This window comes from Acinetobacter sp. FDAARGOS_494 (assembly GCF_003812225.1).
Classification (GTDB): Bacteria; Pseudomonadota; Gammaproteobacteria; order Pseudomonadales; family Moraxellaceae; genus Acinetobacter; species Acinetobacter baumannii.
In genome coordinates, this window is record NZ_CP033866.1 from 3,838,633 (window position 1) to 3,851,565 (window position 12,933).

Below are 12,933 nucleotides of genomic sequence, written 5' to 3' on the forward strand. Positions count from 1 at the left end.
ATTAGACTCTCTCAATAATCAATGCGATACCTTGACCTACCCCAATACACATTGAACACAAGGCATAACGGCCACCTGTTTGTTCAAGCTGGTTTAAAGCTGTCGTCACAAGACGTGCACCTGATGCACCAAGTGGATGACCTAAAGCAATGGCACCACCGTTTGGGTTTACCTTGTCAGAGTTGTCTGGTAAGCCTAAATCACGGGTCACTGCTAAAGCCTGTGCAGCAAAGGCTTCATTCAGTTCAATTACATCCATCTGCTCTAAAGTCAGGTTGGCTTGTTTAAGTAATTTTTTAATCGCTGGTGCCGGAGCAAAACCCATAATACGCGGTTCTACACCGACGGCTGTTGAAGCAATGATCTTGGCACGTGGTTTTAAGTTGTATGCCTGAACTGCATCATCAGAAGCAATCAATAGAGCTGCCGCACCATCATTAATACCTGAAGCATTTCCCGCAGTGACTGTGCCATCTGCTTTCACAACAGGTTTAAGTTTGCTTAAAGCTTCAAGGGTGGTTGATGCACGAGGATGCTCATCGGTATCAATCACCACCGCATCACCCTTACGCTGAGGGATTTCAACTGCCACGATTTCTTTAGAAAAAAAGCCTTTGGCTTGCGCGCTTGCGGTGCGTTGTTGGCTCACCAAGGCAAACTGGTCCTGATCTGCACGATTGACGTTGAACTGTTCAGCGACGTTTTCGGCAGTCTGGGGCATGGTGTCTACACCATACAATTCTTTAAGTTTAGGGTTAATGAAACGCCAGCCCATGGTGGTGTCTTCAATCTTCTGGCTACGGCCAAAAGCACTATCTGACTTACCCATCACATAAGGTGCACGGCTCATGCTTTCTACACCACCTGCAATCACCAAGTTCGCTTCACCTGCTTTAATGGCACGGGCAGCAATGGCAATGGCATCGAGTGAAGAACCACACAAACGGTTAATGGTGGTTGCCGGCACCTGATAAGGTAACCCTGCAAGTAATGCTGACATACGGCCCACGTTACGGTTATCTTCACCAGCTTGGTTGGCACAACCATAGATCACATCATCGACCTGTTCCCAATCTACATTCGGGTTACGCTGCATGAGTGCTTTAATCGGCACAGCGCCAAGGTCATCGGCACGGACAGGTGCAAGGCCACCGGCGTAACGGCCAAATGGAGTACGGATGGCATCGATGATATAAGCGTTTTTTAATGTCATTTCCCTACTTCCTTACCCTTGAGTCGCATCAATCAAAGTTGCACCTGTTAAAGCCTGTAACTCATCAAAGCTAAGACCTTCAACTTTCTCAATCACCTTTAAACCATCTTTAGTCACGTCAATCACGCACAGGTCAGTGTAAATACGGTCAACACAGTGTTTACCAGTAACTGGATAAGTCAGCTCAGCCACAATCTTCGGCTCACCTTGTTTGGTCACATGGTCTGTAGTGATAAATACTTTCTTGGCACCAACTGCCAAATCCATTGCACCACCAACAGCAGGAATTGCATCTGGTGCACCCGTGTGCCAGTTGGCCAAGTCACCATTGGCTGCCACCTGAAATGCCCCAAGCACCGCAATATCAAGGTGACCACCACGCATCATGGCAAATGAATCGCCATGGTGGAAAAAGCTGCCGCCTTCAAGCATGGTCACAAACTCTTTACCCGCATTAATCAGTTCAGGGTCTTCTTCACCTGCCGCTGGTGGTGGGCCAAAAGCCAACAGACCATTTTCAGAATGTAGAAAGACATCTTTATCAGCAGGTAAGTAGCTGGCAATCTTGGTCGGTAAACCAATACCCAAGTTGACATAGGCACCATCGGGAATATCTTGTGCCACACGCTTTGCAATCTGGTCACGGCTGAGTTTCTGGTAGCTCATGTTATTTCTCCTTATTGCTTACTGTGCGGGCTGTACTTGTACAACATGCTGTACAAAAATACCTGGGGTGATGATGTGTTCCGGGTCTAATCCACCCAATTCAACCACTTCAGAAACCTGAGCAATGGTGACATCAGCAGCCATGGCCATGATCGGGCCAAAGTTACGTGCAGATTTACGGTAAACCAGATTTCCCCAGCGGTCGCCCTTATAGGCTTTAATCAGGGCAAAGTCAGCCTTGATCGGATACTCAAGCACGTAATCTTTACCATCAATATGACGGGTTTCTTTGCCTTCGGCCAAAAGTGTTCCAAAGCCAGTTGGGGTAAACACCGCCCCAAGGCCCATACCTGCTGCCTGAATACGGCACGCCAGATTGCCTTGCGGTACCAGTTCAAGTTCAACCTTTCCGGCACGGTACAGTTCATCAAACACATAAGAGTCAGACTGACGTGGGAAAGAGCAAATCACTTTTTTAATAGAACCGGCTTTGAGCAGTTTAGCCAGACCATAATCGCCATTACCGGCATTGTTGCTCACAATGGTCAGGTCCTTAACGCCAAGATCAATCAGACCGTCAATGAGTTCAGCGGGTTGTCCTGCGGTACCAAAACCACCAATCAGAATGGTTGCACCATCTTTAATTTGCGATAAAACCTCGCTTAGTGAGGACTTACTTTTGTCAATCATTAGACAACTCCATTGTGCTCATTGAAGAAGAGAGAGGTAAGAGATTTAGGCACACTGAGGCGAGAAGAATAGATAAATATTTCACTCAATCCCGAGTGTTTCCCTTAGATTTCCCTTTTAAACATTTTTGATAATTTTCAGATTTTGATCTAGTCAGCTATATATAGTTTTGTTCGATTTAGGATTTTTTTGTTCGACTATCGAACATTATCTAAGTAAATTACTTATTCAATCTTACAAATACAAGTTGTAAAAAAATACTAATTATTTTGAATAGATATGTAGAAACACCATATTTACTTAGGCTATTTTATAACTAAAAATTACCATCTATCCTGTAATAAAATCTTAATTTTGTGATTGTAGAATCAAGCGAGCAAGTTCTAAATCATCGGGGTAAGTAATTTTTATATTATCAGAACGCCCCATGACCACCAGTACACTCTCTCCTATAGATTCAAGTGCACTCGCCTCATCAGTAATAGTCAAATTATTTTTTAGCGCTGTTTCTATCGCTTTTTTAAGAATTCCGATTTTAGCAATTTGAGGAGTTTGAGCTTGCCACAACAGCTCTCGACTTACAGTTTTGTCAATTTGCTGTTCCTGATTCACTTGTTTTAGCGTATCGCGTACAGGAATTGCCAAAATAGCACTCTGATTAGTCTCAATTGCATTTTTAACAAGAGTATTCAAGCATTCAAAAGTCACACAAGGCCTTGCTGCATCATGTACTAATACCCAATCATCCTCATCCGCAATCTGTGATAGATAATTCAGAGCATTTAATACCGAGTGCACACGTTCAACGCCTCCATTACAAAAATGCGCTTTATGCTTATCTTGAAAAGATAAAGTTGAGGCAAAAGTATCTTGTTTTCCAATTGCCAAAACATAACCCGTCAGCGGAAGCTGACTTAAACGCTTAACAGTATGTTCTATAACAGTAGCATCTTGAATATATTGGTATTGCTTTAATTCAGTTTTGGAAAACCGACTACCTGAACCAGCCGCAGGGATAACTGCCCATAATTTAGTCTGGGATGTCTGGTGATGGAGGTGTCTCATTAGTTTCCAAATCTACTTTAGCGTTCGGGTCAATATAAATAGGTTTGTAATGAGTACTAATTGTACTCATTTGAACAAATGTCTCATGTGGCTTAACCAAACCTAGATCTAGGCGAGCATGCTCTTCTATCGCCTCCGTACCATTCTTTAGGTCGAAAACTTCAGCTGCCAAAATACGGTTTCGCTCTTTAAGCTCGTCATTTACTTCGGCTTGTTGTTGAATCTGCTGCATAAGCGCTTGATGAGGAAAATAACCACCCTCACCTAACCAAAACTGATATTGCAATATAGCCACTAAAACAATAACCAGTAGCAATATAAGTTTGCTTGAAGTGGAACGAAATACTTCTAACATAGCATTAAGAGCTTTAATTAAAAACTTTGATTAAGTTTTTGTATTGTATGACAATTTACAAGCAGCATGCAAAATTCCTGCAAAGTTCCTGCAAAACGATGAATGGTCATATTACTTTAAATTGACCATTGTGACATGTTTCATTTTGTCAAAATTCAACTCAATTGGAAAGGAAAATAATGTTTATCAACACAACTGCTTATAAATCAATCTATGCATATAAAAATACTTCTAATTAACAAAAAAAGTGTCTCAATAAATATAAAAAAGCTCTCCTGAAAGATATAAAGAAATAGATTCTCTGAACATGAAGACTATCTTCTTACCACCAATGACCAAAGTTTAAATATTGTATTACTTACAATGCTTGATTCCGGTCGGAATTTTATTCAAGATGATAAATTAATAAAACAGAATTTTTTTAAAATTTAATAGTTGTATCGTCATTTTTTTCAAGCTCGGCCCTTCTATTCTATACATGAGTTTTATATCTTTTAATTTCATATAACAATACACATATATCAATTTTTTAACCAATAACCACTTAAAAAGTATATTTTTTTTAATTTTATTCTGATATGAATTTTAAATGTATTTTTTATACATATTTAAACAAGTGAGAAAAAGATGGATCTTTCTAATATTCTTATAGGTGACACAACGTGGTCCTTTGTTTTAGAAATTTTGGTCCGTTGTACCATCATGTTTATCATTATCATTAGTTTTCTAAGGCTATCTGGTAAACGTGGTATTCGGCAACTCTCCTTATTTGAACTTGCCATTATTTTATGTTTAGGTTCTGCTGCTGGCGATCCTATGTTTACTAAGGATTTACCGATTGCCCATGCATTGATAGCTTTTATCGCTATTCTTTCTCTATATCGTCTTGTCACTTGGGGTATGGTAAAACATAAAAAAATTGAAGACTTATTAGAAGGAAAAGCGCTCTGTGTCGTTAAAGAAGGTCTTTTAGTCTACAAAGATTTCCAAAAACAGACCTATTCTCATGATGAGTTTTTTTCGGAAATGCGCCAACAAAACGTTGAACATTTAGGCCAAGTCAGAACAGCCCTGCTTGAATCGGATGGTATTCTGAGCTTGCTTTATTATGAAGATGAAGATGTCAAATGGGGACTTCCCTTATTCCCTGATGCTTATCGTAAAGCAGAAGTTCTTAAAATTAATACTTTTTATTCCTGTATGAAATGTGGCGAAACTAAAATTTTAAATAAGCTAGATCAAGAATGCTCTCGTTGTCATCACCACAGTTGGGCTGAATCTTTAAAAACCCGGCGCTTAGGGTAAATAAAAAAGTGCTATTTCTAACACTTAGAAATAGCACTTATATTTAGATATTAATTTTTCATCAATATTTAAATATATAAAGCTTTATTCAAAAGATTAGTTTAAACCTTTGAATTCAGCTTTACCGCGGTAAACAGCTTTAGTTAACTCTTCAATACGAAGCAATTGGTTATATTTAGAAACACGGTCAGAACGGCAAAGTGAACCAGTCTTAATTTGACCTGCTGCTGTACCTACTGCTAAATCAGCAATAGTTGAATCTTCTGTTTCACCAGAACGGTGAGAAATAACAGTGGTGTAACCATTTGCTTTAGCAAGGTAGATTGCATCTAAAGTTTCAGTCAATGTACCAATCTGGTTATATTTGATCAAAATTGAGTTACCAACTTTTTCATCAATACCACGTTGTAAAATCTTAGGATTAGTTACGAATAAATCGTCACCAACTAATTGGATTTTATCACCAAGAATTGAAGTTAAGTAACTCCAGCCTTCCCAGTCAGACTCATCCAAACCATCTTCAATAGAGATAATTGGATACTGCTTAACAAGACCAGCTAAGTAATCAGCAAATTGATTGCTTGTAAAAGACTTGTTGCCTTCACCTTCAAGAATATATTGACCATTCTTGTAGAATTCTGAAGATGCACAGTCAAGTGCAAGCATAATATCTGAACCAGCTTTATAACCAGTTTGCTCAATTGCTTGAAGAATTACTGTAATCGCTTCTTCATTTGAACGAAGGTTAGGCGCAAAACCACCTTCATCACCTACAGCTGTGTTCAAACCCTGTTTCTTAAGAACTGATTTCAAAGAATGGAATACTTCTGCACCAGCACGTAATGCTTCAGCGAAGGAAGTGAAACCAACTGGCTCAATCATGAACTCTTGAATATCAACAGTGTTATCTGCGTGAGCACCACCGTTCAAAATGTTCATCATTGGTACAGGCATAGTCAAAGTAGTTTGACCACGTAAGTTAGCAATGTATTGGAACAATGGAAGTTTTTGTTCAGCAGCTGCTGCGTGAGCTGCTGCTAAAGATACCGCCAAAGTTGCATTAGCACCTAATTTAGATTTGTTTTCAGTGCCATCAAAAGCAATCATTTTTTCATCAAGCGCTTTTTGTTCAAAAACACTTTGACCAACAAGCAATTCATGAATTGAGCTATTTACATTCTGAACAGCAGTACGAACGCCTTTACCTAAGTAACGAGATTTGTCGCCGTCACGAAGTTCTAAAGCTTCACGAGAACCAGTTGAAGCACCAGATGGTGCACATGCACGACCAACCACCCCAGATTCTAAGATGACGTCTGCTTCGATGGTTGGGTTACCACGAGAGTCCAAAATTTCACGTGCACGAATGTCAACGATTTGGCTCATGAACAATTCCTCAGTTGAATGAATAACGCGATGCAAATTCCTGCATCAATGAGTATCTAACTTTTTGAATCCTTTAACTAAAGTATCCAATTCTTTTAGTTGTGCCAAGAATGGCTCAAGCTGTGACAAGCGCAATGCAGATGGTCCATCACATTTCGCTTTGTCTGGATCTGGATGAGACTCTAGGAATAATCCCGCTAAACCTGTTGCCATACCAGCACGTGCCAATGTTGTAATTTGAGCACGGCGACCACCAGCTGAATCTGAACGACCACCTGGAGTTTGTAAAGCATGAGTCACGTCAAAGAATACAGGTACATTCATTTCTTTCATAATGTCAAAGCCAAGCATGTCTACAACTAAATTGTTATAGCCAAATGCTGAGCCACGCTCACAAAGAATAAGTTTGTCATTTCCCGCTTCTAAACATTTATGCAAAATATGGCGCATTTCATGAGGAGCCAAGAACTGTGCTTTTTTAATGTTGATAATAGCTTGGGTTTTCGCCATTGCTTCAACAAGATCAGTTTGACGGCTTAAGAAAGCAGGAAGCTGGATAATATCAGCGACTTCGGCAACTGGCGCTGCCTGATATGGTTCGTGAACGTCGGTAATAATTGGTACATTAAAATGTTTTTTAATGTCGCCTAACCATTCAATACCTTTTTCAAGTCCAGGACCACGGAATGAATGCAAACTAGAACGGTTTGCTTTATCAAAACTCGCCTTAAATACATATGGAATATCTAGGCGTTTACAAATATCAATATAAGTTTCAGCAATTTCAAAAGCTAAATCTTTTGACTCGAGTACGTTCATTCCGCCAAATAATACAAATGGCAAATGATTTGCCATTTGTATATCGCCTAAACGTACAACTTCTTGTGGTTTTAATTGTGACATTTAAACTTTCCCAGTTTATTTTAAAATCGCATTACTTACTTTTTTGATGCTGTGTTTTTGCAGCGTCAATAAAACTAGCAAATAATGGATGTCCATCACGTGGTGAACTTGTAAATTCCGGGTGGAATTGTACAGCAATAAACCAAGGATGTTCAGGAATTTCTACAGTTTCAACTAAATGTTGCGCTGAAGAATAACCAGAAATCTTCATGCCCGCTTGTTCAATCGCTTCAATGAAACGATTATTCATTTCATAACGGTGACGATGACGTTCGGTAATCTCAGCTTTTCCGTAAACTTCACGAGTTTTTGTGCCTTCAACCAATTCTGATTTTTGTGCACCTAAACGCATTGTTCCGCCTAAGTCAGACTCAAGGCTACGCTGTTGTAATTCACCGCGCTCATCTAACCATTCGGTAATTAAACCAATCAATGGATATTTTGTAGAACGGTTAAATTCTGTAGAAGAAGCTTCTGGCATACCTGCAACATGGCGAGCATATTCAATAACAGCCAACTGCATACCCAAACAGATTCCCAAGAAAGGAATACTATTTTCACGTGCGTATTGAATAGCTTTCATTTTGCCTTCAGTACCACGCTCACCAAAACCACCAGGAACTAAAATCGCATCAGCTGTTTTCAAAATAGAAACATCTTGACTTTCAAGCTCTTCAGCATTGACATAATCAATTTGTACTTTTACGCGATTTTTAATACCAGCATGTAACAATGCTTCGTTTACAGATTTATAAGCATCCGGTAATTCAACATACTTACCGACCATTGCTACACGTACTGTGTATTCTGGGTTAAGTAATGCTTCTACAACATTATCCCAATCAGTTAAGTCAGCTTCCGGTAAATCAGTAAAACCAAAACGTTCACAAATCAGGTCATCTACATTTTGCTCATAGAAGCCACGTGGAATTTGATAGATCGTTTTCGCATCTTTACACACGACAACCGCACGAGCTTCTACGTTCGTGAATAACGCGATCTTACGTTTAGTGTCAGCATCAACATCATACTCAGTACGACAGATAAGAATATCTGGCTGAATACCGATTGAAAGTAACTCTTTTACAGAGTGCTGAGTTGGTTTTGTTTTTAACTCCGCTGCTGACTTAATATATGGCAACAAAGTTAAATGCATAAGCATGGTACGTTTATGGCCCAGCTCAACCATTAACTGACGAACCGACTCCATAAACGGTAAAGATTCGATATCACCTACGGTACCACCGATCTCTACGATAGCAACATCATAGCCTTCGCCCGCGCGGAGTACACGTTCTTTAATATTGTCGGTAATATGAGGAATAACCTGAACTGTACCACCTAAGTAATCACCACGACGCTCTTTATTTAAAACGTCTTGATATACACGACCACTAGTGAAGTTGTTTAGTTTGGTCATTTTCGCGCGACGTAAGAAACGTTCGTAATAACCCAGATCCAGATCTGTTTCTGCACCATCTTCGGTAACAAAAACTTCACCATGCTGGAATGGGCTCATTGTCCCTGGATCGACATTAATATAAGGATCCATTTTAACCATTGTGACTTTTAAGCCACGAGCTTCCAAAAGTGCAGCAACAGAAGCAGCAGAAATACCTTTACCTAGCGATGAAACCACACCACCAGTGACAAAAATAAAATGGGTCATTAAGTTTCTCGTACAATCAAGCCGAAATCGGCCTACAATGTTTGGCAATTTTACTGTACTCTGCCCCTATAAAGCAAAGTCAAACCGCATCAATTCAAAGAACAATAAACAACTGGTTATTCTATCAGCATTTTTAATAAAAAATTAGCTCAATCTGACATGATTTTTTCATAGCTATTTACTGTTATAATGCCAATTCCTCAATTAAATGTTGTTTAGGGCAATGGCAAATAAAAAACTTTTAATCTGTGCTGCAATTGCGGCTGGACTATTGTTAACCGCATGCGTTAAAAAAGAGACACCGAAAGAAGAAGAGCAAGACAAGGTTGAAACTGCTGTTTCAGAACCTCAACCACAGAAGCCTGCAAAATTTGAATCTTTAGAGAGTGTAGATACTCAAGAAGCTCAAGTTCAAGAGCAACCACAAGTTGAAGTTCATCGTGAAGAAACTGCTAACACGACAACTGAAATTCGCCGTGAAACTCGTCCTGCGCGTTCTGATGAATCTTCACAGACACAAGTTGCTGAACAACCTAAATCTGAGACACCAAAAGTAGAACCTAAACCAGAAAAAAAACCTGAGCCTAAAGCTGAACCTAAACCGGAAAAAGCTCAGTCAAAACCAGCTGCTAAGGCAACTGAACCTGCGAACACAGAAGATGATGCCGTTGCTGCTGCTATTGCTGCTGCAACACCAGCACTTAAGAACTAAGCTTCTGTTCAAGAATGCCCAAATTATTTTTTTAATTTGGGCATTTATATAAATAGTCATAATACAAATAAATTTAATTTTATTACTTTTTGTCTTTAAAGCTCTCCTGTCTATCATTTTAGGACAATCTATTTTCAATCATTCGAAATTTATTGACTCCAATCTAGTCTGCTTATAATTTTTATTAACAAGTTCCTTTTTGGAACTTAATCTAAAAGAAGATTGGAGCAAGAAAATGAAAACAGCTTTAAACCGTACACCAGCCTCTTTTCCTGTCCGCCGCATGGACTACAATTTTGAAGATACTCCGCGCTATTGGTGCAATCATGAGCCTTCTCTCACCCACTATTTCACGGGTCTTTCGACTTTATTTCCTGAAGGTGAATCATACTTTGTTAGATCTGTCCGTGCTTTACGAGCTAAAGCTAAAGAGAATGAAATTCTAGACAGAGAAATAGGCGCATTTATTGGTCAAGAAGCAATGCATTCTAAAGAACATCATGCTTTCCATGTCAGTGCACAACAATATGGTTTAAATCCAGAATCACTAGAGAAAGCTACAGGTATTGTTCTTAAAGCTATTGAGAAAGTTTTTAGTAAAAAATGGAATTTATTGGTAACTGTTGGATTAGAACACTATACAGCTGTTCTGGTAGTCAGCATGATGCAATCAGTAAATGAGCTTATGACCGACAACACTATTCGCAACCTATGGTTATGGCACAGTGTAGAAGAAACCGAGCATAAAGCTGTTGCATTCGATTTATATCAACATCTATATGGCAACGGATTAGATGCATATATTCCACGTGTTGCAGTTTTTACATTCAGTTTAGTTCTGATTACAGCCTTTTCAACTATTTACCATATTGCTCTAATGAAACGAGATAAGCAACTGACCAATTTCAAAACTTGGCGCAACTTTTTTAACTTTGCGAGCAAACAATATAAAGTGTTGATTCCTAAATTTCTTGAATACTACCGTTTTGATTTTCACCCCAACCAGACAGATGAAAAAGCTTTAGTTGCCGCTACAAAAGTAAAACTTGGAATAAGTGATAGATCATCCCTCTTATCTTAAAGTATAAAAAATAAAGCCCGAGATCTGGGCTTTATTTATATTCAAAGATTATCTATTTATTATGTTCAATTAAAAAATAATCAGCCATGAGACGTGCTGCCCACGATGTACTGCGCCATCCTTCATAAAATGCACAATGACTTCCTTTTTTCGTTGTCACCACAGCAACATTGCTCATCTGCTGAATCGGCTCTTTATATGGCTCTAAATTTTTAATAGAACACACAGGGTCATCTTCAGCATTCAAAATCATTAAAGGAATTTTAATATTTTCGAACACATAAATCGGGTTAATAGATTTACAGTAAGTCTCATAATCTTCAAAACCCGCCATCTCGAAGTATTCTTTTTCAAATTCTTCCAAATTGGTTGCTGATAAAACTTTCTCTAAAGATGCAATCTGGCTCCATGTATTTTGGTACGGATAAATAAAATACTTGAAGAGCTTTTTAGTCATCATTTTGCTGTAAAAAGGGTGGACATTTTTAAAACCAATTTCCGTGTTATAGCCCGGACACATCGCAAACGCAGCTTTAAAAGGTGTGTCTTCGCCTTGTTCACCCAAATAACGAACTAGCAACCCTGTACCCGCCGAAGAACCTACCGCATATAAATCCGATGCCGGAAATAAACTTTGAATATGGTTAAGTTGTTCTTTTAAATCACTCGTAGAACCAAATAGAGAAATTTGCGGCACAGGCATTGGCAAACCTGCGTGACCACGGCGCAGGCATAATGCAATTCGCCAGCCTGTGTATTGATTTAAATCGCGTACCAATTCACGCATACTCTCAGGTGTACCTGTAATGGTATGCATAATTACAACTGTTGGTGTATCTGGCGGTAAGTTATAGCCATACCAAGCAATTGCGGTAATACCACCATCACTCATAGTGAGTTGATCAATTCGATCATATGCCAACTTTATTGTTTGTTTTCTAATAAGATCAAAATAAAGTAAGTGAACATGACTATTTGTGAGCCAAGGCGTAGGACGATATTTCTGTTTAAGTTGTGGCAACTTATCCAAAATATCTTTTATTTTTCCTTGAGGATGATAATAGACTTTTGGATGCTCAGCGCCCAACACTAAATCGAACAGCTCCGAACCGAAATCTTTAATTTTATTAAAAACAGATATGCCCATATCCAATAACTACCTATGACTATGAGTTAAATGATTGCCGCACTATGGCTGCAACCTGCCGTCCCCAAACTGCGTAAACTTCTTTACTTGGATGAAAACCGTCACTTGCCATAGGCAAGTTCATGGCTTGAAAAGTTTCAATATCATATTCAAGAAACTTAAAATGGCTTTGTGGTGCTAACCATTGTTGTAATTTTTGATTCATTTGCACTGCATATTGCCCAAACAACCAAGCTAGTGGATTCGGTAAAGCCGGGAAATGTTGCATTGGAGGCACACCGGAAACGATAATCAACTTTGGCTGAAAACGTTTCTGTATATGCTCAAATAATTGCTTCTGTTGTTTAATCCATGATTTAGCAGAGATCAACTTTGTGACATCATTTACACCAATAGATGTCACAATCACATCATACTTCTGCTCTTCTAAATGCTGCAAAGCATTAAAAACTTGTCGAGTTGTATCGCCAGTTTTAGCATGAAGTTTCCACTGTAGGGAAAATTCATTTTGCAGTTCTTGAATAATAGCACCAGACAAAGCATCTTTCTGATTTTCTACACCAACACCTGCTGCGGCAGAATCCCCCAAAATAAGCAGAGATAAAGATTTACCTTGACCAGCTCTACCTTCTCGTTCACCTTTGGCTTCTGCTAAACGTGGTGTGTTCTTTCGAACTTTATGACCTTGTATGAACAATACGGGTAATAAAAAAAATGTTGAAAGTTTTAACCACATTTTTA

13 protein-coding genes are annotated in these 12,933 nt (G+C 39.0%); 3 read left to right on the plus strand and 10 right to left on the minus strand.

Going from position 1 to position 12,933, the window contains the following annotated elements; all coding sequences use genetic code 11:
• Nucleotide 1 precedes the first annotated feature (1 nt).
• From pcaF to ftsB, 5 genes are all read right to left on the minus strand, one after another.
• A complete protein-coding gene (gene pcaF / locus EG365_RS18650) occupies nucleotides 2-1,213 on the minus strand; it encodes a 3-oxoadipyl-CoA thiolase (protein WP_000172918.1) in 1,212 nt (403 codons plus the stop codon).
• Between the two features lie 12 nt (nucleotides 1,214-1,225).
• Nucleotides 1,226-1,879: a 3-oxoacid CoA-transferase subunit B gene (locus EG365_RS18655; protein ID WP_000121755.1), complete on the minus strand. Its 654-nt coding sequence runs from the start codon at nucleotides 1,877-1,879 to the stop codon at nucleotides 1,226-1,228.
• A gap of 18 nt (nucleotides 1,880-1,897) precedes the next feature.
• Entirely contained in the window at nucleotides 1,898-2,569 is a 672-nt protein-coding gene (locus tag EG365_RS18660; protein ID WP_000565989.1) for a 3-oxoacid CoA-transferase subunit A, read from the minus strand.
• 348 nt (nucleotides 2,570-2,917) lie between these two features.
• Complete coding sequence (gene ispD / locus EG365_RS18665; RefSeq protein ID WP_001216217.1) at nucleotides 2,918-3,634, minus strand: 2-C-methyl-D-erythritol 4-phosphate cytidylyltransferase; 717 nt, start codon at nucleotides 3,632-3,634, stop codon at nucleotides 2,918-2,920.
• Complete coding sequence (ftsB, locus tag EG365_RS18670) at nucleotides 3,600-3,989, minus strand: cell division protein FtsB (RefSeq protein ID WP_000895054.1); 390 nt, start codon at nucleotides 3,987-3,989, stop codon at nucleotides 3,600-3,602. The genes ispD and ftsB overlap by 35 nt, the downstream gene beginning before the upstream one ends.
• Nucleotides 3,990-4,616: 627 nt before the next feature.
• On the opposite strand from ftsB, the gene EG365_RS18675 reads away from it, so the two are divergent.
• Complete coding sequence (locus EG365_RS18675; RefSeq protein ID WP_000366082.1) at nucleotides 4,617-5,294, plus strand: DUF421 domain-containing protein; 678 nt, start codon at nucleotides 4,617-4,619, stop codon at nucleotides 5,292-5,294.
• 96 nt (nucleotides 5,295-5,390) lie between these two features.
• Here EG365_RS18675 and eno read toward each other — a convergent pair whose 3' ends face one another.
• From eno to EG365_RS18690, 3 genes are read right to left on the minus strand one after another with little or no spacing between them, the layout of a single operon-like run.
• Complete coding sequence (eno, locus tag EG365_RS18680; RefSeq protein WP_000078452.1) at nucleotides 5,391-6,680, minus strand: phosphopyruvate hydratase; 1,290 nt, start codon at nucleotides 6,678-6,680, stop codon at nucleotides 5,391-5,393.
• A gap of 45 nt (nucleotides 6,681-6,725) precedes the next feature.
• Entirely contained in the window at nucleotides 6,726-7,583 is an 858-nt protein-coding gene (gene kdsA, locus EG365_RS18685) for a 3-deoxy-8-phosphooctulonate synthase (RefSeq protein WP_000080538.1), read from the minus strand.
• 31 nt (nucleotides 7,584-7,614) lie between these two features.
• A complete protein-coding gene (locus tag EG365_RS18690) occupies nucleotides 7,615-9,252 on the minus strand; it encodes a CTP synthase (protein ID WP_000148660.1) in 1,638 nt (545 codons plus the stop codon).
• A 223-nt stretch (nucleotides 9,253-9,475) separates the two neighbouring features.
• Here EG365_RS18690 and EG365_RS18695 point away from each other — a divergent pair, with 223 nt between their 5' ends.
• Both EG365_RS18695 and EG365_RS18700 read left to right on the plus strand, forming a co-directional pair.
• A complete protein-coding gene (locus tag EG365_RS18695; protein WP_001284535.1) occupies nucleotides 9,476-9,964 on the plus strand; it encodes a hypothetical protein in 489 nt (162 codons plus the stop codon).
• A 235-nt stretch (nucleotides 9,965-10,199) separates the two neighbouring features.
• Nucleotides 10,200-11,045 carry a metal-dependent hydrolase gene (locus EG365_RS18700; RefSeq protein ID WP_000844944.1) on the plus strand — a complete coding sequence of 282 codons (846 nt, stop codon included), beginning with the start codon at nucleotides 10,200-10,202 and terminating at the stop codon, nucleotides 11,043-11,045.
• Nucleotides 11,046-11,097: 52 nt separating this feature from the next.
• On the opposite strand, the gene EG365_RS18705 is transcribed toward EG365_RS18700, so the two are convergent.
• Nucleotides 11,098-12,192, minus strand: a complete 1,095-nt coding sequence (locus EG365_RS18705) for a YheT family hydrolase (RefSeq protein WP_000513044.1) — start codon at nucleotides 12,190-12,192, stop codon at nucleotides 11,098-11,100.
• Between the two features lie 19 nt (nucleotides 12,193-12,211).
• On the minus strand, nucleotides 12,212-12,928 hold the full coding sequence (locus EG365_RS18710; RefSeq protein WP_000266287.1) for an SGNH/GDSL hydrolase family protein: 717 nt from the start codon (nucleotides 12,926-12,928) through the stop codon (nucleotides 12,212-12,214).
• Between the last annotated feature and the right edge of the window lie 5 nt (nucleotides 12,929-12,933).